At 44.6% G+C, this 20,380-nt stretch carries 23 protein-coding genes, 1 pseudogene and 1 riboswitch; of the genes and pseudogenes, 7 read left to right on the forward strand and 17 right to left on the reverse strand.

Annotation, left to right across the window (positions count from 1 at the left end):
• Positions 1–142: 142 nt before the first annotated feature.
• On the forward strand, positions 143–1,021 hold the full coding sequence (locus tag SFC25_RS09470; RefSeq protein WP_411215033.1) for an NAD(P)-dependent oxidoreductase: 879 nt from the start codon (positions 143–145) through the stop codon (positions 1,019–1,021).
• Positions 1,022–1,047: 26 nt separating this feature from the next.
• On the opposite strand, the gene SFC25_RS09475 is transcribed toward SFC25_RS09470, so the two are convergent.
• From SFC25_RS09475 to SFC25_RS09490, 4 genes are all read right to left on the reverse strand, one after another.
• Positions 1,048–1,950 (reverse strand): AEC family transporter, encoded by a 903-nt coding sequence (locus tag SFC25_RS09475; RefSeq protein ID WP_411215034.1) that lies wholly within the window; start codon positions 1,948–1,950, stop codon positions 1,048–1,050.
• Between the two features lie 19 nt (positions 1,951–1,969).
• Positions 1,970–2,545: a xanthine phosphoribosyltransferase gene (locus SFC25_RS09480; protein ID WP_411215035.1), complete on the reverse strand. Its 576-nt coding sequence runs from the start codon at positions 2,543–2,545 to the stop codon at positions 1,970–1,972.
• 1 nt (position 2,546) lies between these two features.
• Positions 2,547–2,852 carry a hypothetical protein gene (locus SFC25_RS09485; RefSeq protein WP_411215036.1) on the reverse strand — a complete coding sequence of 102 codons (306 nt, stop codon included), beginning with the start codon at positions 2,850–2,852 and terminating at the stop codon, positions 2,547–2,549.
• An 81-nt stretch (positions 2,853–2,933) separates the two neighbouring features.
• Positions 2,934–3,131, reverse strand: a complete 198-nt coding sequence (locus SFC25_RS09490) for a cold shock domain-containing protein (RefSeq protein ID WP_038558067.1) — start codon at positions 3,129–3,131, stop codon at positions 2,934–2,936.
• 461 nt (positions 3,132–3,592) lie between these two features.
• On the opposite strand from SFC25_RS09490, the gene corA reads away from it, so the two are divergent.
• Together corA and trhO are read left to right on the forward strand one after the other, a co-directional pair.
• On the forward strand, positions 3,593–4,561 hold the full coding sequence (gene corA / locus SFC25_RS09495; RefSeq protein ID WP_411215037.1) for a magnesium/cobalt transporter CorA: 969 nt from the start codon (positions 3,593–3,595) through the stop codon (positions 4,559–4,561).
• Positions 4,562–4,674: 113 nt separating this feature from the next.
• Positions 4,675–5,637, forward strand: a complete 963-nt coding sequence (gene trhO / locus SFC25_RS09500) for an oxygen-dependent tRNA uridine(34) hydroxylase TrhO (protein WP_411215316.1) — start codon at positions 4,675–4,677, stop codon at positions 5,635–5,637.
• 25 nt (positions 5,638–5,662) lie between these two features.
• On the opposite strand, the gene SFC25_RS09505 is transcribed toward trhO, so the two are convergent.
• Positions 5,663–6,031: a VOC family protein gene (locus tag SFC25_RS09505; protein WP_411215038.1), complete on the reverse strand. Its 369-nt coding sequence runs from the start codon at positions 6,029–6,031 to the stop codon at positions 5,663–5,665.
• Positions 6,032–6,138: 107 nt separating this feature from the next.
• On the opposite strand from SFC25_RS09505, the gene SFC25_RS09510 reads away from it, so the two are divergent.
• Positions 6,139–6,627, forward strand: a complete 489-nt coding sequence (locus tag SFC25_RS09510) for a glutathione peroxidase (protein WP_411215317.1) — start codon at positions 6,139–6,141, stop codon at positions 6,625–6,627.
• Positions 6,628–6,685: 58 nt separating this feature from the next.
• Here SFC25_RS09510 and SFC25_RS09515 read toward each other — a convergent pair whose 3' ends face one another.
• Entirely contained in the window at positions 6,686–6,889 is a 204-nt protein-coding gene (locus SFC25_RS09515; protein WP_095224027.1) for a hypothetical protein, read from the reverse strand.
• Between the two features lie 172 nt (positions 6,890–7,061).
• On the opposite strand from SFC25_RS09515, the gene SFC25_RS09520 reads away from it, so the two are divergent.
• A complete protein-coding gene (locus SFC25_RS09520) occupies positions 7,062–7,832 on the forward strand; it encodes an SDR family NAD(P)-dependent oxidoreductase (protein ID WP_411215039.1) in 771 nt (256 codons plus the stop codon).
• A gap of 30 nt (positions 7,833–7,862) precedes the next feature.
• Here SFC25_RS09520 and SFC25_RS09525 read toward each other — a convergent pair whose 3' ends face one another.
• The 7 genes and pseudogenes from SFC25_RS09525 to ribE all read right to left on the reverse strand — a co-directional run bounded on the left by SFC25_RS09525 (position 7,863) and on the right by ribE (position 11,850).
• Entirely contained in the window at positions 7,863–8,489 is a 627-nt protein-coding gene (locus SFC25_RS09525) for a hypothetical protein (RefSeq protein ID WP_411215040.1), read from the reverse strand.
• Positions 8,486–8,935 (reverse strand): permease prefix domain 1-containing protein, encoded by a 450-nt coding sequence (locus tag SFC25_RS09530; protein ID WP_411215041.1) that lies wholly within the window; start codon positions 8,933–8,935, stop codon positions 8,486–8,488. Before SFC25_RS09530 ends, SFC25_RS09525 begins: the two co-directional genes overlap by 4 nt.
• Positions 8,935–9,231, reverse strand: coding sequence for a PadR family transcriptional regulator (locus tag SFC25_RS09535; RefSeq protein WP_411215042.1), 297 nt, complete (start codon positions 9,229–9,231; stop codon positions 8,935–8,937). Before SFC25_RS09535 ends, SFC25_RS09530 begins: the two co-directional genes overlap by 1 nt.
• A gap of 141 nt (positions 9,232–9,372) precedes the next feature.
• On the reverse strand, positions 9,373–9,948 hold the full coding sequence (locus SFC25_RS09540) for a P-loop NTPase family protein (RefSeq protein ID WP_411215043.1): 576 nt from the start codon (positions 9,946–9,948) through the stop codon (positions 9,373–9,375).
• Positions 9,949–10,025: 77 nt separating this feature from the next.
• The gene (ribH, locus tag SFC25_RS09545) at positions 10,026–10,490 is read right to left on the reverse strand and encodes a 6,7-dimethyl-8-ribityllumazine synthase (protein WP_411215044.1); all 465 of its coding nucleotides are present in this window, start codon (positions 10,488–10,490) and stop codon (positions 10,026–10,028) included.
• An 83-nt stretch (positions 10,491–10,573) separates the two neighbouring features.
• A pseudogene (ribB, locus tag SFC25_RS09550) lies at positions 10,574–11,191 on the reverse strand (3,4-dihydroxy-2-butanone-4-phosphate synthase); the annotation flags it as partial.
• Between the two features lie 11 nt (positions 11,192–11,202).
• Positions 11,203–11,850, reverse strand: a complete 648-nt coding sequence (ribE, locus tag SFC25_RS09555; RefSeq protein ID WP_411215045.1) for a riboflavin synthase — start codon at positions 11,848–11,850, stop codon at positions 11,203–11,205.
• A gap of 331 nt (positions 11,851–12,181) precedes the next feature.
• Positions 12,182–12,322, reverse strand: a riboswitch (FMN riboswitch).
• A 155-nt stretch (positions 12,323–12,477) separates the two neighbouring features.
• Between ribE and SFC25_RS09560 the strand changes: the two genes are divergently transcribed.
• The gene (locus SFC25_RS09560; RefSeq protein WP_411215046.1) at positions 12,478–13,098 is read left to right on the forward strand and encodes an ArsR/SmtB family transcription factor; all 621 of its coding nucleotides are present in this window, start codon (positions 12,478–12,480) and stop codon (positions 13,096–13,098) included.
• A gap of 2 nt (positions 13,099–13,100) precedes the next feature.
• Positions 13,101–14,369 (forward strand): MFS transporter, encoded by a 1,269-nt coding sequence (locus SFC25_RS09565; RefSeq protein ID WP_411215047.1) that lies wholly within the window; start codon positions 13,101–13,103, stop codon positions 14,367–14,369.
• Here the strand turns inward: SFC25_RS09565 and SFC25_RS09570 are convergent, their stop codons facing one another.
• The 4 genes from SFC25_RS09570 to SFC25_RS09585 all read right to left on the reverse strand — a co-directional run bounded on the left by SFC25_RS09570 (position 14,370) and on the right by SFC25_RS09585 (position 20,316).
• Entirely contained in the window at positions 14,370–14,942 is a 573-nt protein-coding gene (locus SFC25_RS09570; protein WP_095269598.1) for a VanZ family protein, read from the reverse strand. It lies immediately after the preceding gene.
• A gap of 145 nt (positions 14,943–15,087) precedes the next feature.
• On the reverse strand, positions 15,088–16,029 hold the full coding sequence (argF, locus tag SFC25_RS09575) for an ornithine carbamoyltransferase (protein WP_411215318.1): 942 nt from the start codon (positions 16,027–16,029) through the stop codon (positions 15,088–15,090).
• 8 nt (positions 16,030–16,037) lie between these two features.
• Positions 16,038–19,238: a carbamoyl-phosphate synthase (glutamine-hydrolyzing) large subunit gene (gene carB, locus SFC25_RS09580; RefSeq protein ID WP_411215048.1), complete on the reverse strand. Its 3,201-nt coding sequence runs from the start codon at positions 19,236–19,238 to the stop codon at positions 16,038–16,040.
• The gene (locus SFC25_RS09585; protein WP_411215319.1) at positions 19,231–20,316 is read right to left on the reverse strand and encodes a carbamoyl phosphate synthase small subunit; all 1,086 of its coding nucleotides are present in this window, start codon (positions 20,314–20,316) and stop codon (positions 19,231–19,233) included. The genes carB and SFC25_RS09585 overlap by 8 nt, the downstream gene beginning before the upstream one ends.
• Positions 20,317–20,380 lie beyond the last annotated feature (64 nt).

Consider the following 20,380-nt stretch of genomic DNA (forward strand, 5'->3'; position numbering starts at 1 on the left):
TCTATCGCAAAAAAGAAACTGCCATCTTTCGAGGTTTTTCGCTGTCGAAAAATTGTTTGTGATTTTTAGCAATTCTACCTCCGCTACTCGACATTCCTGAAGCTTAAAGGTACGATAAAAGTGCATGCTAAGGAGGGATTATATGGGAACTATCAAAAAAGTAGGATTCATCGGTACAGGCGTTATGGGAAAGAGCATGGGCCGCAATTTAATGCAGGCAGGCTTTGAACTGGCGGTCTATACACGAACGAAAGCAAAGGCAGAAGAATTGATTGATGCTGGAGCAGTTTGGCACGATACACCAGCAAGTCTCGCAGCCAGTGTGGATGCAGTAATAACGATGGTCGGCTACCCAAGCGATGTGCGGGAAGTCTACTTTGGCGAAAATGGTATTATCCATCACGCAAATCCAGGTACTTATGTAATTGATATGACAACCTCGAAACCAGCGCTCGCAGAAGAAATATATGCTGAAGCGAAAACGAAAGGTATCTTCGCTCTGGATGCTCCGGTCTCAGGCGGGGATATTGGTGCACAGAACGGAAAACTAGCTATCATGGTCGGCGGTGAAGCAGATGCATTCCAAGCTGTCCTTCCAGTCTTTGAAGCCATGGGGGAGAATATCATTCTCCAAGGGCCAGCAGGGTTCGGACAGCACACAAAACTAATCAACCAGGTAACCATCGCGAGCAATATGGTTGGTGTTTGTGAAGCGATTGCTTATGCAGAGCATGCAGGAATGGACCCATCAAAGGTTCTCCAGTCGATCACAACAGGTGCTGCCGGCAGCTTCAGCTTAAGCAACCTTGCTCCCCGGATGATTAAGGGGGATTATGATCCTGGTTTCTATGTAAAACATTTTATCAAGGACATGAAGCTCGCTTTGGAAGCAGCCAATGAAATGGGCATGACTACACCAGGACTGGAACTGAGCCTCTCCTTGTACGAACGTCTTGCCGAAAACGGTGATGAAGATCTCGGTACGCAAGCCCTGATCAAATTATTTACAAAGAAAGCATAAGAAAAGAGGCCAGGAAACTGGCCTCTTTATAACAATATATATAATAAGACAGGCAATGTAATAAGGCTGAACAGCGTACTGATCAATGTTGCACTCGATACATAAGCAGGTTTAGCGCCAAACTCCAGTGCGTAAAGCGTCGTATTCGCAGCTGTCGGCATCGCCGCAACCAGGATCATGATCTGTTTGACCATATCATCCACTGGCAGCATCAACGTGAATAAATAAGCGATAACCGGTGAGATAAGCAGCTTTAGGACAAGCGCATAAGTAAGGCGCTCATATTCAAAGGACTTCAATGAGATATTCGCTAGCTGCATACCAAGTACAATCATTACTGTCGGAATTGCAGCATCCGCGACAAGATGGACAGCTTCGGTAATAGGTCCGCTAAGCGGAATGGATAACACTTGGAACAAAATACCGAGTATCGCTCCATAGATGATTGGTATCTTTAAGACAGATAGGAAGGTAGCACGAGGCGACAGTACAGCACCTCCGCCCTTTGCTGCTATAAAGACGCCGATCGTCACCATGACGAGCTGCTGCAAAACAAGCAGGATGACTGCATAATCGAAGCCAGCTGCACCAAATACGAATAGCACAAGCGGCGTGCCGTAATTGCCATTGTTCATGAACGACGCACCAAGCATCAAACTATATGTATCCTGCCTGTCATAACCACGCACAAGACTGATCACATAACAGATCAACACCAACGCCAGACAAATCCCCACAACAAAGATGGCTAAATAAATATAATCTGCACTTAGCCGGTTTTCATAGAACGTTTGAAAAGCCAATACAGGTGACAGCAGATAAACCGACATTTTCGAAATGCTTCGGATGTCGAATTTCAACAGCTTCTGTCCAATAAAACCAAGAAGAAAAATACCGAAGATTGGCAATAGAGTTAATATGTAAGCCACAAACTATCATCCTATCAAGTTATGAATTCAAGAATTCTATTTTTCCTTCGCCAATACGCGCAATACGAGCAAGGGAAACTACTTCAATACCTAGTTCTTCCAAACGAGACCTTCCTCTTTGAAAGCTTTTCTCGATAACAATTCCGATACCAGCAACAGTAGCTCCTGCCTGATTAAGGATACTGATTAAACCAGCCGCCGCTTCTCCGTTCGCAAGGAAATCATCAATAATCAGCACGTGATCATCCGGAGATAATCTGTCCTTTGAAATTGTTACATCTGAGTGTACTTGTTTTGTGAACGAATAGACAGATTCCACATAAACATCACCCTTCATTGTCAGCGATTTCTGCTTTTTCGCATATACAACGGGAACGTTGAAAGCAAGGCCGGCCATGAGTGCAGGTGCAATGCCGCCTGCTTCTATCGTCACAATCTTCGTCACAGGCTTGTGCTGGAATTGACGACGGAACTCCCGGCCTATCTCATATAGGAGGGCTGTGTCCATTTCGTGATTCAGAAAACTATCCACTTTGACGATTGTATCCCCAATAATCGTTCCTCTTTCCTGAATTGCTTTTTGGAGCAGTTCCATCTTATCGCTTCTCCTTTCTCTCTTCAGCAGCAGATGCTGCAGCGAATGCCAAATCATCATTACCAAAAAACTGCAGAACCTCCACTACCATCTCGTCTGGTATATCAGAGGCTTCTTCTTTAGGAAGCACTTCCTCCAACGCTTCAATCAGCGCTTCATTTTTTCCTTGGTTCGGATAAGCTCGTTCATATAAGGAAACAGCATCAAGGTCATGGTTCGTACACCATTGGGCAAAAATACGGATCATCATCCGTTCATCTTCTTGGTATTTTTCAATGATCTTCCTTGAAAGTTCTTCTTGACTCATCGGCGCTCATCTCTCCTTAAAAATGATAAAAGACGCATCCTGGAAAATTCCAGAATGCGCCTCTGTCGTCATTGTATGAAATTACAGACGAGTTACGTTAGCAGCTTGTGGGCCGCGGTTGCCTTCAACGATTTCGAATTCAACTTCTTGACCTTCGTCAAGAGTTTTGAAACCTTCAGATTGGATAGCAGAGAAGTGTACGAATACGTCGTCTCCGTCCTCTCTTTCGATGAAACCAAAACCTTTGTCTGCGTTAAACCATTTTACTTTTCCAGTCATTTAAATGACCTCCTTACAATAGAAGTACAAAAGTACAGGTATTGAATCGTTATACCTTTACACCACTTATTGTGAAAGAGATCGTAAAGATTATTCAACCGTACCGTTTCCTTTTGCTCCTTTAGAGTACCTTTTTTTGAGTAAGAATGCAAGTCAATTCCAACTTTTTCTCCAAATTTAGTTAATAATGAGCCGTACGTACTATAAAAGCGTTTTCATTTAAGGTATCACTCGCAGAATCCGCTTACAGACGATGTATTTGTAACCGTGACTTAAGTCCTGGTTTTTGCTCCAAAAATCGACATTCACATGCCTTTACTTCTAATTTGTCCTTCAATTTCACTTTTCATACCCTCTTTCCACTAAAAATATTCCTGTTGACAGTACTTACTCCCTTTTTTTATAGTGACTATAGCTTACGAACATTGTGAAAGAATAAACGTAACGGAAGGGGTGGCAATATGATTAAGACGTATCTCTATGATCATAAGACTGACATGATGCATACAAATATTTCTTTGAAAGACATCAATCGTCATTTGGAGGATCCTGACAATCTTCTATGGATTGATGCCTATGATGTACAGTCTCATGAATTGCATGAAATAGCCGGGATATTCGATTTCCACCCGCTGGCGATCGAGGACTGCCTGCATGACAGCCCCCGCGCGAAAGTCGATGATTATGATGCATACAAATTCTTCGTCTTCCATGCCCTGCGTTACAACGAGGAAAGTGATAACGAAATCACCACACTCGAATTGAATGTTTTCCTGGGACCAAATTATGTCGTTACCATCCACAAGCATAAGCTTCGCTGGCTTGGCCAGATGGATGCTATTTGCTCCCGTTCTTCCCGATACATGAATCAAGGATCCGACTTCCTTCTCTATGCACTCGCTGACGGCATCACGGATGAATACTTCCCTGTCTTGGACCGCATCGGAATCCGGATCGAGGAACTGGAAGATGAGATGTACAGTGAAGGCGTGAAAGAAGTAACAGAAGAATTCCTTGCCCTGAAACGGACAATAATCCTGATCAGAAGGGTGATTCTGCCGCAGCGGCGCATTTTCCTGAATGTGAATGGAAAATGGAAATTCGATATCAAAGAAGAAAATGTGCCCTTTTATACTGATCTGATTGATCACCTGGAACGTATCGTTGACTCTACCGAAACCTTCCGTGATTTGGTAAACAGTGCCCTGGACACGTATTATTCCATCATCAGTGCCAAATCGACGGAGAAGCTGAATGTCCTGACGATTATCTCCACTGTCATGCTTCCGCTAACGTTCGTTACTGGGTTCTTCGGGATGAATCTGCCTATACCCTATGCAGACAGTCCCTGGACGACAGCGGGCGTCAGTGTACTTCTTGTACTGATCACTTTCGGCATGTGGCATTATTTCAAGAACAAGCTGTTTTAAAATTCCATTTGTACTTGACTTCTTTTCGTGTTAAAATATTTGATTGCAAGAGTATGAATAACGACATAACGCCTAATTTTGTATCTTGCAAATATAAATGACAGGTGGAAAAAATAATGAGTGATTATCGAGTATTACTGTACTACAACTATGTAGATATTGAAGATCCCGAAGCTTTTGCCAAAGAACATCTGAAGGAATGTAAGGAACTAGGTCTTAAAGGCCGAATCCTTGTAGCTAAAGAAGGTATCAATGGTACTTGCTCTGGAACGATTGAACAAACACAAGCTTATATGGATATGATGCATGCGAAACCAGGTTTTGAAGAAATGGTCTTCAAAATCGACGAAGCGGATGGACATGCTTTCAAGAAAATGCATGTACGCCACCGCCCTGAATTGGTGACGCTGCGTCTTGAAGATGATATAGATCCTCGTGAGATGACAGGCAATTACCTATCTCCCAAGGAATTTTACGAAGCAATGCAGGACGAGAACACTGTCGTTCTGGATGCACGAAATGATTATGAATATGATCTTGGTCACTTCCGCGGCGCAATCCGTCCTGATATCGAAACATTCCGTGACCTGCCAAACTGGGTCCGCGAAAACAAAGATATCTTAGAAGGCAAACGCGTTTTGACATACTGCACAGGCGGTATCCGCTGTGAGAAGTTCTCCGGCTGGCTCGTACGTGAAGGCTTTGAGGATGTCGGTCAATTACATGGCGGTATTGCCACTTACGGAAAAGATCCTGAAGTACAAGGTAAGCTTTGGGACGGTCGTATGTACGTATTTGATACCCGCATTTCCGTACCGATCAACCAAACAGAACACGTTATCGTTGCCAAAGATTATTTCGATGGACAGCCTTGTGAACGTTATGTTAATTGTGCAGATCCTTCCTGCAACCGCCAGATTATCTGCTCTGAAGAAAACGAGCACAAATATCTTCGCGGCTGCTCCGACAGCTGCCGCCGTTCTCCTCGCAATATGTACGTTGCAGAACATGGCTTGACTGAAGAAGAAGTGGAAGCTCGCCTGGCGAAATTGGAAAATGAAACAGTAGCAAACTAAAAAGAACCCCTCGCGGGTTCTTTTTTTAATGCCATTCCAAAAATTCCAATCTGTTTCCGAAAGGGTCATTCACATAAATCCGATCAGCACCTGGCAAATCATCATCATCGATAAAATCAACATCGTGTTCAACCAGATGACGCCTGAGAGACAGCAGCCCCTCTACTTCAAAAGCAGGATGGGCTTTCCGTGCTGGTGAAAAAGGTTCTTCTACGCCCATATGAACGATAATATCATTGCAGCTGAACCACACACCGCCTCTCGCTCGCAAGTTAGCAGGTTTCTCAATTTCTTCAAACCCGAATACCTCCACAAAAAACTCCCTCGCCTGCTGTTCGCTGCCCCTTGGACAAGCAAGCTGGACATGATCAAATCGCTTTAGGAAAAACTCCATCGAAACAACCCCCTTTTCTATATTCTACCATTAAAGGGCTGATCGTTATCGGTTCTTCTCTGTTTATGCTACATTGGAAGTGCAGACAAGAGGAGGAGAATGACATGATGACAGTATACGATTATTCTGCTGTTACGATAGATGGCAAAGAAGTCAGTTTAAAGGATTACGCTGGTAAAGTGCTCGTTATCGTGAATACAGCAAGCAAATGCGGTTTTGCACCTCAGCTGGAACAGCTGCAGGAATTGTATAAAAACTATCAGGAGAAAGGTCTCGTGATACTTGGTTTTCCATGCAACCAATTTATGAATCAGGAACCCGGCAGCAGTGAAGAAATCGCCGCTGTTTGTCAGCGCAATTACGGAGTCAGCTTTCCAATGTTCGATAAAGTAAAAGTGAATGGACCTGATGCGCATCCCCTTTATAAGCATCTGACGAGCCAAGCCGGCGGGCTATTCTCCAAGAGTATCAAATGGAACTTCACAAAGTTTCTCATAGATGCAGATGGAAATGTCGTCGAACGATTTGCGCCAAAAACCAGTCCGATGGATATGAAACCCGCAATCGAAAAACTGCTCGAACAGCCAAGCAGATGATGTCTACATGACGCATCTGCTTTTTTATAAAAGAAACCCGCATCTAATGGATGCAGGTTCAGTCTTCCGGATCTGAATTGGAAGCTTGCTTTGTGCGGTGTTTGTGCCGATCATCCTCCAAATCTCGTTCTACTTCATCCACAGGTATATCGTCTACGAGCATATCCTGTTTATTTTCTAGCTGCTCTTCCCGATTTTCACTCTCTGCTTTGGAGAAGCCATGCTTGTCTTTATCGCCTTTCGCACCGTTTTTCTGTACCATCACTTTCCCTCCTTCTTCCTTTGTAAGCCCTTTCCCTTTCTTCTCCAGAGAAAAACCTTGCAACCAGTTGGTAACCAAACGGTGCAAGGGGTATACTAGAAACAGATAGCGTTTCTTCCGCCCGGCAACAGGGTACATATTTATAAAGATTGTCAAAATGAGGTGAATCACAATGAAACCAACTGCTCTAATTACAGGAGCTTCCAGCGGAATCGGCTACCATATAGCGAAATGGTTCGCTAAGGCGGGCTATGATCTTATCATCGTAGCGCGTTCGAAGGACAAACTCCTATCCCTGCAAACAGAACTGCAAGATTCGAATGTGACTGTCATTCCTCATGATTTGTCCGTACCTAACAGTGCATATGAACTGTACCAAAAGATTCGTGATGAAGGAAAAACGGTAGAGGTGCTTGTGAATAATGCCGGCTTCGGACTTAGCGGCAAATTCGAGGATACGAGCTTTGAGACACAGCAAAAGCTGCTGCATCTGAATATGGTTTCATTGGCAAACCTGACTCGTCTGTTCATCGATGATATCATTCACTCCCCATTCAAGAATGTTCCGAATGGGATATTGAATATTTCCAGCATGGCTGCCTTCCTGCCTGGTCCGTATATGGCGGCATACCATGCATCCAAAGCATTCGTTCAGCGGTATTCGGAAGCACTCTCAGAGGAATTGAAAGACAGCGGCGTAACTGTTACGGCACTTTGCCCTGGTCCTACGCAGACCGAATTCTTCAAGCGTGCCGGCAATGACAAAATCATGTCTTCATTCCGTGATGCACCGGAGGATGTAGCAAGGGAAGGCTTCCTTGGATTCATAAAAGGAAAACGCGTTGTCTTCCCTTCTGCGAACATCCATGCAGCCGTTTTGCTCATGAAGTTCCTGCCAAGCAGTTTTCTCAGTAAACTAACCAAGAATATGTATTCAAGATAAACGGAAAGACACCCCTGGAGGGTGTCTTTTTTATCTGCTGATGTGACGTCGATAACTGTAGAAATAAGCTGCCAACGGCCACCATGCTACGGCGAAAATAGGGTAAATCGCCCAGATCACGGTTGGAGAATAGGCTACATTCACAAACAGGAAGAACACACTGAGTGCACCAAAGCCCAATACGCTGAAGAATAAACTGGAGCTGCGTTGGCCTATGATGGAAAGCGGCCACCAGCTCATCGCGAAGATAACGAAACCGTACCAAGGGGTTTCATGACCAAAATACTGGTGCAGCCCGAAATAATATACACAGACAGCTAAGCTGACGACTAGAGCTACGCCGATATTTGCCAAATGTTTCCGAAGCATAACAGCAACTCCCCATAACGCCAACGCACCCAATGTGTACAAATACCATGGTGTCGAAGGTGAATCAGACATATTTTCATTTATCAATACTGCTCCAATAACAATTGCTGACAGCCACGTTACTACCGTCATCTGATTTGGGAATAGAATCTGAAGGGCAGCAATGACACCTGCACCCAAACTATACGTATACCAAATTTCCTCCGGCGTGGTCATCAGGTTGATATATACAGAAAATCCACCCAGACTAAGCAGCATAAATGCAACGAACAATCTCCATGGCTTCATCGCTGCATCACCTTCCTTTTCCTAGCTTTCATCCAGACAAAGACCATACTTACCGGCCACCAAAGGATACCGAATGTCGGGAAGACGAACCAGATTTCATACGGTGTATAATACATATTCACAAAAACGAGCAGCGCAATGATCAACACACTTCCACAAATGGAAAACCCGAGATTCAATGTACTCATATCTTCCTTTTGTTTCGTCTTTTTATCTGGTTTCTCTTGCGGCACTTGCTTGAGAAGGAATTCCTTTTTAATTTCCGCTAAATTCCCGAAATCAACAATCGCCTTATTGACCGCATCTTCTTCTGTTTTACCTTCAAGCATGAAATCTGCAGCTTTCTCTTCCATTGAATCCTTTATTTCTTCCTTCAAAGTCATCACTTGTTCCGTATCCGGCAAATCGGCAAACTGTTCTTCTACATACGTATCGATCTTTTGCATCAAACACCCTCCATAAATACATCAATTAGTTGTTTTGCTTCTCGCCACTCTTTCGCCGCTTCATGAAAATAAGCCTTCCCAAGCGTCGTGATCGTATAATATTTACGCTTGCCCCCATGCGACTTCTCTCCCTGATAAGACTCGATTAATTCTCGTCGTTCCAGCCGCTGGAAGACTGCATACAGTGTTGCCTCCTTGATTTGAAATGCATCGTGCGTCCATGCTGCTATGTCTTTCGAAATCTGGTAACCATACTTATCTCCATCCATCAGCAGACGAAGGATAATGGAATCCAAATGCCCCCGAATTGTATCACTGCGAATACGCTACCCCTTCTTTCAAAATTACTCTATCTGATAAAGTAATCATAAAACACATTACTCTGCGTGTCAAAGTAATTTCTGCATCTTTTTTCCAAAAACAAAAAAACAGGCTCGTCAGCCTGCTCCAGAATGCCTTTCTATATAGGTCAAAAATTCAATTACATCGCTTTTATTTTCTGCCATGATCATCTTATGACCGTATGCGGAAAACTTACTAAAAATGAAAGGCTTAGCTGTATGCTCAAAATAGCGATTCCATTTAAACATGTTCAGAAAGATACGAAATGAAGGCGTATAATTAGCTTCCTCTATGTTTAATTTCTGGCGCAGGAAGCGCTTGATAATCCGGATATTTCTAATCCCGTAAGCTGGATCCAGCAAGATGATCAATTCTGCATGCAGAAGACTGTCTTCTATCCAATCATCTGTATGGACCCCCTCGATAATCCAAGAATCCGAACAAATGATATCTTTCAAAATCACTTTCTTTTGCTTGTCAGAACGGCGGATGTCTCCCTCTGCCGAACGCTTCCAAACAACATTATCCAGTTCGTAATGGGCAGCACCTAGCAGTTTGGACATTTCTTTGGCCAAGGTTGTCTTTCCGCTGGCGACAGAACCAATGATATGTATTTTGCGAGGCAACGTAAGTTTATCCGTATTACCTGTGGATTCAAAATGCATCTTCATACAAGCACCCCCACCACAAATATATATTATTTTCTACATATGAAAAAGAAGCAGGAGTCACCCCCTGCTTCTTCTGCTTAGATCTGTTTTAGTAAATTGGCCATTTCAATCGCGGAGACCGCTGCTTCAGCGCCTTTATTGCCTGCTTTCGTACCAGCCCGCTCAATTGCTTGTTCAATCGTATTGGTTGTCAACACACCAAAGATGATTGGAATTCCAGCCTTGCTGGCAGCACTTGCTACTCCTTTTGCCACTTCATTGCTGACATAATCGAAATGTGGTGTAGAACCTTTGATGACGGTGCCTAATGTGATAACAGCATCGTATTTATTGCTCTGGGCAAGTTTTTCGGCTACAAGCGGTATTTCAAATGCTCCAGGCACCCATGCTACATCCACTTTCGCTTCATCGACACCGTGGCGCTTTAGCGTATCGATTGCGCCGCTCAATAGCTTGCTTGTGATAAACTCATTAAATCTTCCCACAACGATACCTATTTTCAAATCTGATCCTACTACATTTCCTTCCAATACGTTAACCATGTGATTACTCCTTTATTTTTCGGACATTCAGTCCTCTTTTTATAGTTGTGCTTACTTCACCAGCTTGCCTTTTTCGCGTTCTATTTCTCTACCTTAACCTCATGCTGCTGCCGATACGTGATTAAATCAGCAATTGTGATGATCGGGAGCTGATGTATTTCTGCTAGCTTCATAAGTTCTGGCATACGCGCCATTGTGCCGTCCTCATTCATGATTTCACATATATAGCCGGCTTCTGCTGTTCCTGCCAGTCTAGCCAGATCAACCGCTGCTTCTGTATGCCCAGGTCGCTCCAGTACACCGTTTTGCTGGGCGATCAGCGGGAAAATATGCCCCGGACGCTGGAAGTCAGCTGGCTTACTAGCACAGTCAGCCAGCTTGGAAATCGTATGAGACCGTTCGAACGCACTTATGCCAGTAGTGGAATCAATATGATCGATACTGACAGTAAAAGCTGTCCCATGTGGATCTGTATTGGTAGCTACCATCGGGGGCAAATCCAATCTTTCGGCAATTTCCCGGGAAATAGGTGCACAAATCAGACCTTTTCCGACAGAAGCCATGAAATTAACTGTCTCCGGGCTTGCATATGCTGCTAGAGCTAGCAAATCTCCTTCGTTCTCTCTTGTTTCATCGTCTGTAACGATAATGGCTTTGCCGCTTTTTAAGTATTCTATTGCACTGTCTATTGTCGTTTTCATTCATTTTCCTCCTAATCCAGGAATCCGTGCTGTGCTAATGTCTCTGTTGTAATGCCTGAAGGCTGAGGGCTTTTTTGGTGCTCAAGCAGCCGTTCCATGTATTTGGCAAGCTGATCAAATTCGAGATTCACCATATCGCCAGCTTTCTTATCACCTAAGATTGTTGCTTTCCTTGTTTCTGGAATTAACGAAATGGTAAACGTATCTTCCCTGACTTCAAAAACGGTCAATGACACGCCATCAACAGAAATGGAGCCTTTGGGCATTAAGTATTGCAGCCCTTTTGTTACAGCAATATCAATATAGCGCGCATTTGACTCATCTCGAATCGAAAGGATTGATCCCGTCGTATCGACATGACCACTCACAAAATGGCCACCCAGTCTTCCATTAGGCTGCAGAGCAGGTTCCAGGTTCACTGCATCGGAACTTTGCAAATGAGACAAAGAACTGTAATGATACGTCTCCGGCATAACATCTACTTGGAAAGCATGCGGGGTGAAACTAGTAACTGTAAGACAGACACCATTAACAGCGATACTGTCTCCTATGTGCATATCCTTCGTCAATTTTTCGCTGGCAATTGTGAGCTGCATGGCATTATTCTGTTTTTTAACATCAATCATGCTGCCTACTTCCTGAATGATTCCAGTAAACACTTTTTTCCTCCTTTTCTCTGTGCGCTTCTCAAGGAAACAAGAAATGTCATGCTTAGTATCATGCATTACGAATGGGAATATTACCGTCTCGGGACGATGTGACGGTTAAACGGGGATGTAACCTTCCAGAATCTCATTACCAATTTTCTTTGATAATGAGTGACTCAAATAAGGTGCAAGCTGGCTGCTGCCAATTTTGCTCCTACATAGAACTAACTTTCATATAAAAAGCCCCAGAATATTGGATTCTGGGGCTTTGGCTTTAAAAGTATAGCGAAACAAGCTATCGTCAGTCGACGAAAAGCTTTTGGTGGCGTGTGGATAGCACGCCGTTTCCTCTTTCCCATCCAGACTTTACTGTCGGCTTTGGAATCTCACCAAATCCACCGTTATAAAAACGGGTCACGGACTGAAGACAGCTGAGCTGCCTATCACCGCCGGTCGGGAATTTCACCCTGCCCCAAGAGAAAACCTATTCGATTGATACTACCTTAACATATTTTTTATATAGTTGTACAGCAGGAAAAAAGTCTGAAAATTAGATTGACAATATGTGGAACTGATAATACACTTAAGCCGTAAAATAAAGTTGACCGTTCAATAAATGTTTACAGAGGAGGAAACCAAATGAAACAAGCAATGGCTTTGACAACCTTTGAGCAGCTGAAAGCAATCAGTGATCCGCTGCGTGCAGAGATGATTATGAAGTTAGTCGAAACATCTTATACCGGCCAGCAGCTTGCCGTCTTACTGGAAACGAGCAGGCCAAAAATCCACTATCATTTGAAAGAGCTGGAAAAGAACGGATTGATTGAAGTGATTCGCACAGAAGAAAAAAATGGGATTGTACAAAAATTCTATCGAGCTGCAGCCAGGGGCTTCTTTCCATCCGAAGATTTGCTGCCTTACGCAGAAGAACTAAGCGAATCAACGAGACAGCTTTATGTACAAATGGCTAATAAGACGAAATCATCCATCCTGACAGCACCCGAATCATCCTTCGCCAAAGCAGCTGGTTCTACTGATCCGAAAGACTGGGATAAAGTCGGAAGCATTTGGGAAATTAGTGCCACTGAAGCCGATTTTAGGGAGTTCATTCAAGGTTTATTTGGTTTGATGGAGACATTGCGTGAAAAGAGCGAAGCAGCAGAGAATGACCCGAATGGCAAACTGTATCATTTTTCTGCTTTCGGTTTTGAAATCGATACACCATCGTTTGATCAAATCGATATGGAAGAGGAAGATTGAGGATGCTTGCTATTCTTAAACAGCGAAATTATGGCTTGCTTTTCTCAGGAAGAATTGTCAGCAATATCGGAGACAGCATTTATTTCATCGCGGCCATGTGGCTCGTTTATGATCTGAGCGGCAGCACATTTTACTCAGGTCTAGCCGGAGCCCTGACACAAATCCCGAATCTGTTGCAGTTCCTGATTGGGCCACTGGTTGATCGATGGCAGATTCGCAGCACGCTGATGTGGACACAAGCACTGCAAGCTGTGCTTATACTGCTGATTCCACTTGCAGCTTGGCTGGAATTTCTATCTGTAACACTGCTGCTCGTCATAATGCCGATTCTGACTTTTATTAACGCATTTGCATATCCGACAGAAACAAAGGCATTACCAATCGTTCTGAAAAAAGCAGAACTCCCTGCTGGTAATGCATTATTCTCCTTTGCTTACCAAGGGGTCGATCTCATCTTTAATGCCATTGCAGGCGTGATGATTGCTGCCTTCGGGACAACATTATTATTCATCATCGACTCTTTCGCCTTCTGTATCGCTTTCCTTTTATTCAGCTTCTTAAGAATCCCACACCAAAAAGCGCAAACCGGCAAAGCCGATAATACGCGTTCTGTCTTCAGTACTTACATCATGGAACTTAAAGAAGGACTTAAGATCCTTTTCACAACAATTCTGGCTGCTGCACTCTTTGGGGCGGTATTATGCAATTTGGCAATTGGTGCCGCCATGGCGGTAATGCCTGCTTTCGCAGATGAGAAACAAGGAGCTGCGGTATACGGTTTGTATTTGGCCGCTATGTCTTGTGGCGCTCTAATAGGTGCGCTATTAGCATCTTCCTTTAGCAGACTCCCTATAGGCAAAGCGACCATATTCACCATGCTGGCAGCTTCTGCAATTTGGGCCGCAGCTGCCTTCGTTCCATGGACATGGTTGAGTGTGATTCTTTATGGACTTGCTTGGATACCTGTCGGCTGTATCAATGTCACCTTTGCAATAATGTTACAAACTTTGGTTCCAGTTTCGCTGATTGGCAGGGTGACCAGCGCAAGTGCAAGTTTCAGTACAATTGCAATGCCTATCGGTTCATTAGCAGGCGGTTATGCAGCCACACTTATCCCCTTGTCTTGGGTCTTTTGCGCCGCAGGCAGCGGCCTTGCCTTACTTTCCGTATCGTGGCTTTTGTATCCGAAATTACGGAAACTGGGACCACTAGCCTCCCTGTCACCGGAACTGCTTGGATTCAAAGAGGATTCCCATCAGGAAACAAGCTGATTACAGCTTGCCCCTTTTCAATAAAGGACGAAGAGCAATCCAGTAGAATGCATATCCCAGCATAGCTCCTAATACATTCAGGATAATGTCATCGATATCGACAGAGCGATAATTATAGCCTACAAAATAATTAAGGAGACCCTGTGTTGACTCAATTGCTGTACTGAATACAAGCCCGCACAGAACAACAATAAAGAAAGACCTGGTCCGGCGAACAAGTAATGGCAAATAAAAGCCGAGCGGTACAAATAAGAGGATATTCCCTCCTAGATTTTTAAGAGCCAGTCCATATCCAAAACCATCGATTTGTGTTGTATGCCAGATTTGCATAATGGATGTGAGCGGTGATGTATTCCAGCGGTAGCTTGTTTCGAGCTGCTGGTTTTCTTCAATAAGATTCTGATCCACAGGCAATGGGAAAAATGTAAGACAAATGACCGCAATCACATAGATAGCAAATGATGCCATCAATAAATGTTGTTTCTTGGTAATGCCAACCGTCTGGTGAAACGGAATGATAGACAATAGATAGACAAACGCCAGGAAGATAGCCGGCGCTACGTAAGTTAACATAGTAAGTATTCTCTCCTGTATCCTAGAAGTCCCCTACGTAGAGTAAGTGGACATATACTCTTTAGTCTACATGATTTTCCCAGCCTTGTGAACGCATAGATAAAGAAAAGAAACCGCCTTTTAAACGGTTTCTTTTCTTTATCGTTTATTTTCCCATAACAGCAAGCATCAGCGCTTTTTGGGCATGCAGGCGGTTTTCAGCCTCCTGGAATACTGCCGATTGCGGTCCATCAATGACAGCAGCTGTTACTTCTTCACCCCTGTGTGCCGGCAGACAGTGCAGGAAGATAGCATCTGAGTCAGCAGAATCCATAAGCATTTCATTCACTTGGAATCCTTGGAAAGCTTTCAGTCTAGCCGCTGTCTCTTCCTCTTGCCCCATACTCGTCCAGACATCTGTATAAAGTACATCTGCACCTGCCGCAGCTTCTTCGGGACTCTCTGTGATAAGAAGAAAATCTGGGTCAATGCTAATCTCTTTCGCTTTTTCAACGATTTCCGGGAGCGGCTGGTATCCAGCAGGTGCTGCAATTCGAATTTGCATACCTGTTTTCGCAGCTGCAATCATTAAACTATTCGCTACATTGTTCGCGTCACCGATATAAGCAAGTTTAATGCCCTCCAATGTCCCTTTATGCTCCAAAATCGTCTGTAAATCAGCCAGAGCTTGACATGGATGGAACAAATCCGTTAAGCCGTTGATCACCGGTATAGTAGCATGTGCTGCCAGCTCTTCCACCATCTTGTGAGAATTAGCACGAATCATGATAGCATCCAGATAACCAGACAGAACCTTCGCCGTATCGGCAACTGGTTCGCCGCGGCCAAGCTGCAAATCCTTTGAGTTCAAATAAAGACCCATTCCTCCAAGCTGATAAATTCCTGTTTCAAAAGAAACACGCGTCCGTGTGGATGACTTTTCAAAAATCATTCCTAAGGTTTTTCCCGCCAGCGGCTGAATCAGCTCGCCTTTCTGATGCTGTTTTTTCAGCTCAGCAGCCAGATCCAGTACATAAAGAATTTCTTCCTTCGTCAAATCCTGCAGTGATAACAGGCTTTTGCCTGCCAAAGTGTGCTGTTCTATCATCTGTTTCATTACACATGCTCCTTTTCCGCTTGCTCCAAATAATCCGACATCGACAAGCTGGCAGGCAATTTTTCCTGGCTAGCCAACCAATAGCTTTGCATCGTCGGCAAACTGGTCATACACGGTGTCTCCGTCTTCCATGCTGATTCACGGATACCTTGGAATCCTTTTCTTGTACTGCAAACAGCTGTCATTTTCTGATCCTCAATCAATAGGATTGCTTCTTCATAGGAAACGACCTCGAATGACGTACTATCCGGCAGAATAGCTGCAGTCTGTTCTGTCAGGATAACCTTTGCTTGCAGCTGTCCGAGTATTTCTTCCAGACCGGCCAAATCGGAGGATTCTACATCTAATAAAACTTGCGCATTATCTGTCAAAGACCGGAGCGTCTTTTCCTTCCAGCCAAATGCTTTGTTCAATGCTTCGTTCACCGTCTTGCCTAATCCAATTGCTTCTCCCGTCGATTGCATATCAGGTCCAAGGAGCGGATCGACACCTGCCAATTTAGTGGTCGAAAAAACAGGCAGCTTAACGGCAAAGAAAGGTATTTCTTTTTGCAGTCCAAGTGAATAGCCAGAATCCTGCAAAGCTTCTCCCATCTGCACTCTTGTAGCTAAGTCCACCAATGGGATTCCCGTCACTTTACTGGAAATTGGAACTGTACGGGATGCACGCGGATTAACCTCCAGGACATGCAGGATGCTGCGGTCTTCGCTAAACACAAACTGAATGTTCATGATGCCTTGCACTTGAAGAGCATCCGAGATTCGGCTTGCATAGCTGACAATCAAATCTTTCTCGGATTCACTTAAGCTAGGAGCAGGGAAAATGGCTGTACTGTCTCCGCTATGAATTCCAGCCGGTTCGATATGTTCATAGATGCCCGGGATAAGGATATCTGCACCATCACAAACAACATCCACCTCTACCTCCATGCCTGGAACATATTTATCAAGAAGCAGCGGGAAAAGGCGGGATGTATGGATTTGCTGCTGCAAATCATGTAAATAAGATTCCAGCATATCTTCAGAATGCAAGATGACCATTCCTTGACCACCAATTACATAAGATGGGCGGATCAAAATCGGGTAGCCGATTTGACGAGCCTCTTCATGTAATGAAGCAGTGTCCATCACTGTCGTACCCGGAATATGCGGGATGTCCAGTGAATGCAGCAAATCATAGAAAGCTTCTCTATTCTCTACGCGATCTATTGAAGATGTGCTCGTTCCAGCAATTGTTACGCCAGCTTCCTCCAAATCTGCTGCTAAATTGATCGCTGTCTGTCCACCGAACTGTACGAGCACCTCGTCTGCTTGTTCTTTTTCGATAATGTGCAATACATCTTCTTTTGTCAGCGGTTCGAAATACAGGTGATCAGCTGTATTGAAATCCGTACTCACGGTTTCCGGATTATTATTGATGACAACAGATCGAATGCCTTGTTCCCGCAAGGATAAAGCCGATTGCACAGAACAAAAATCAAATTCCACACCTTGCCCGATCCGGATTGGTCCTGAACCTAGTACCACAACTTTCTTATCTGATGCCGATAAAGGTTCAACCTCATCTTCTTCCTGCCAGCTGGAATAGAAGTATGGAGTTTGCGCAGAGAATTCAGCCGCACACGTATCGACCATCTTGTAGGAAGGCTTGATTTCCTGTTCCTTGATTAGTCCTTCTACTGCTGCCAGTGGCTGCTCCAGGACTCTTGCTAAGGCAACATTGCTGAAGCCCAGTGTCTTTGCTTTTCTGAGAAGTACCTCATCCGGCTGCCAGCCACCATCTCTCAATTCTTGCTCCACATCAATAATCCGTTTCATCTCATGGAGAAAGAATGTCGTAATTTCTGTCCACTCATGCAACGTCTCAATCGATACTCCCCGTCGAAGTGCTTCCGCAAGCAGAAACAGTCTGCGATCGTCCGCATCTTTAAGTCCTTTTTCAAGGTCTGTATCCGTCCAAGCTTCAACTGATGGCAAACGGAATTCCTCCAAGCCGATTTCCAAGGAACGTATCGCTTTATGCAGACCGGCCGGCAGGTTACGCGAAAGCGCCATTACTTCGCCCGTTGCTTTCATTTGTGTTCCAAGCAGACGATCAGCCTGGGTGAACTTATCAAATGGCCAGCGTGGTATTTTCACCGCTACATAGTCAATCGCGGGCTCGAAGCTGGCAAATGTATCTCCTGTAATCGGATTCGGTACCTCATGCAGATGGTAGCCAAGAGCCAGCTTTGCTGCAATACGGGCGATCGGATAGCCTGTTGCCTTGGAGGCTAAAGCGCTGGAACGACTCACACGGGGGTTCACCTCGATAATAACGTACTCATCGCTATGCGGATTTAATGCGAACTGGATATTACAGCCTCCAACGACACCCAGCTCACGGATGACTTTACATGAGACTGTCCGGAGCATTTGATACTGTCTGTCTGTCAATGTCTGAGATGGCGCGACAACGATACTATCTCCTGTATGTATTCCGACAGGGTCGATATTCTCCATGTTGCAGACAATGATGCACGTGTCATTGGCGTCCCGCATCACTTCATACTCGAGTTCCTTCCAGCCCTTCACACTCTGCTCGATCAGCACCTGATTTATCGGACTTGCCTGAATTCCGCTCTTTACATACCGCAGAAGTTCTGGCAGGTCGTTCGCGATTCCGCCTCCGGCCCCTCCTAATGTATAGGCAGGACGGATGATAATCGGGAAACCTGTACTTTCCGCAAAAGCTTTCGCTTCTTCAATTGACGTGATCGGAAGACTTTCCGGGACAGGCTCATTGATATCCTCCATCATTTGCTTGAACAGCTCCCGATCCTCTCCGCGCTGAATTGCATCAAGCGGTGTACCCAGCAATGTAACGCTGTACTTTTCCAGTACGCCTGCTTGATCCAGACTTACAGCCAGGTTGAGACCGGTTTGGCCGCCTAAAGTAGGCAGCAGGCCATCCGGTCTTTCCTTTTCGATAATATTGGTCAAGGACTCACAGGTTAACGGCTCCAAATATACCTGATCGGCAAATGCCTGATCTGTCATGATTGTCGCAGGGTTATTATTTACGAGGATGACCTCTACCCCTTCTTCTTTCAAAGCAAGGCATGCTTGCGTGCCTGCATAATCGAATTCTGCTGCCTGCCCGATAACGATAGGACCAGAACCAATGACAAGGACTTTCTTGATGTGATCTTGCTTAGGCATATGCTGTCACTCCTCTATTCCGTACCGAATTCAGAAATTGTTCGAACACATCATACGTATCACTTGGGCCGGGATGCGCCTCTGGGTGGAATTGGACACTCATGATCGGTTTTGAGCAGTGCTGCAGCCCTTCTACCGATCCATCATTCACATTGCTGTAAAGGATATTCCACAAGGACTGTGAAATAGAAGCTTCATCGACAACATATCCATGGTTTTGGGAAGTGATGGAAACCTTTCCGCTAGGCAGATGCTGGACCGGATGATTGCTCCCCCGATGTCCATAAGGCAGCCGCATTGTATTACCGCCGAATGCAAGTGCCAGCAGCTGATGCCCAAGACAGATTCCTAAAGTTGGATAATATTCTGCTATCCTTTTGATTTCGCCTGCTAAATAGTGAAGGGATTTTGGATCCCCAGGACCATTCGAAAGCAATACACCATCCACTTTTGCATCTATCAGCTCTTCAAGCGTCGTATCGAATGGAAAGACTGTGACGTCACAGTTATTTTCCAGCAGCATATCCCGAATCGAATGCTTATAGCCGTAATCGATGATTGCCACATGAGCAGCCGCCTGACCCTCTGCCGGGTGGAACTGCGCTTTTTTCACAGATACACTTTCTACAATCTTTTCGGATACTTTCGCTTTTTCCGGAACAGCTCCAGGTGTTTTAGTCATCCTTCCATACACGTCCCCATGCTTACGGATGATCTTCGTCAGTTTTCGTGTATCCACCTGTGCAAGGATAGGAAAGTTATGCTCATTCGCAATATCCTGCAGTGTCTGAGTTGCTTGATAATGAGCCGGCGTTTCGCATGGTGTCGAGATGACAAGCCCATGAATGGATGGAGTGTGACTTTCCTTATCATATGCATTAAAACCATAATTTCCGATCAATGGATACGTCATCGTTACAATCTGTCCCGCATAGGACGGATCTGTCATCACTTCCTGATAGCCTGTCATCGCTGTATTGAATACCATCTCTCCGTCTGATTCCGTTGTTTCCCCCAGCCAGACACCTTCCAAAATATCTCCTGTACTGAGCATCAAATAACCTTTTGTCTCTTCCATCATGCTGCTCCTTTCCGAAACGAACGTTATCTTTATTCTTTATAGTTAATATTTATGCATTTAT

The sequence above is a fragment of the Terribacillus saccharophilus genome (genome assembly GCF_046592595.1).
GTDB classification, from domain to species: domain Bacteria; phylum Bacillota; class Bacilli; order Bacillales; family Amphibacillaceae; genus Terribacillus; species Terribacillus saccharophilus_C.

Bases quoted from the DNA above. Each gene is read 5' to 3' on its own strand.
- SFC25_RS09520 (WP_411215039.1), top strand. From the start codon at position 7,062: ATGAAACCAACTGCTCTAATTACAGGAGCTTCCAGCGGAATCGGCTAC.
- SFC25_RS09510 (WP_411215317.1), top strand. From the start codon at position 6,139: ATGACAGTATACGATTATTCTGCTGTTACGATAGATGGCAAAGAAGTC.
- carB (WP_411215048.1), bottom strand. From the start codon at position 19,238: ATGCCTAAGCAAGATCACATCAAGAAAGTCCTTGTCATTGGTTCTGGT.
- SFC25_RS09540 (WP_411215043.1), bottom strand. From the start codon at position 9,948: ATGAAGATGCATTTTGAATCCACAGGTAATACGGATAAACTTACGTTG.
- SFC25_RS09530 (WP_411215041.1), bottom strand. From the start codon at position 8,935: ATGCAAAAGATCGATACGTATGTAGAAGAACAGTTTGCCGATTTGCCG.
- SFC25_RS09505 (WP_411215038.1), bottom strand. From the start codon at position 6,031: ATGGAGTTTTTCCTAAAGCGATTTGATCATGTCCAGCTTGCTTGTCCA.
- SFC25_RS09490 (WP_038558067.1), bottom strand. From the start codon at position 3,131: ATGACTGGAAAAGTAAAATGGTTTAACGCAGACAAAGGTTTTGGTTTC.
- argF (WP_411215318.1), bottom strand. From the start codon at position 16,029: ATGATAGAACAGCACACTTTGGCAGGCAAAAGCCTGTTATCACTGCAG.
- corA (WP_411215037.1), top strand. From the start codon at position 3,593: ATGATTAAGACGTATCTCTATGATCATAAGACTGACATGATGCATACA.
- SFC25_RS09525 (WP_411215040.1), bottom strand. From the start codon at position 8,489: ATGAAGCCATGGAGATTGTTCGTTGCATTTATGCTGCTTAGTCTGGGT.
- SFC25_RS09585 (WP_411215319.1), bottom strand. From the start codon at position 20,316: ATGGAAGAGACAAAAGGTTATTTGATGCTCAGTACAGGAGATATTTTG.
- SFC25_RS09570 (WP_095269598.1), bottom strand. From the start codon at position 14,942: ATGTTAACTTACGTAGCGCCGGCTATCTTCCTGGCGTTTGTCTATCTA.
- SFC25_RS09560 (WP_411215046.1), top strand. From the start codon at position 12,478: ATGAAACAAGCAATGGCTTTGACAACCTTTGAGCAGCTGAAAGCAATC.
- SFC25_RS09470 (WP_411215033.1), top strand. From the start codon at position 143: ATGGGAACTATCAAAAAAGTAGGATTCATCGGTACAGGCGTTATGGGA.
- SFC25_RS09515 (WP_095224027.1), bottom strand. From the start codon at position 6,889: ATGGTACAGAAAAACGGTGCGAAAGGCGATAAAGACAAGCATGGCTTC.
- SFC25_RS09485 (WP_411215036.1), bottom strand. From the start codon at position 2,852: ATGAGTCAAGAAGAACTTTCAAGGAAGATCATTGAAAAATACCAAGAA.
- SFC25_RS09565 (WP_411215047.1), top strand. From the start codon at position 13,101: ATGCTTGCTATTCTTAAACAGCGAAATTATGGCTTGCTTTTCTCAGGA.
- ribH (WP_411215044.1), bottom strand. From the start codon at position 10,490: ATGGTTAACGTATTGGAAGGAAATGTAGTAGGATCAGATTTGAAAATA.
- SFC25_RS09480 (WP_411215035.1), bottom strand. From the start codon at position 2,545: ATGGAACTGCTCCAAAAAGCAATTCAGGAAAGAGGAACGATTATTGGG.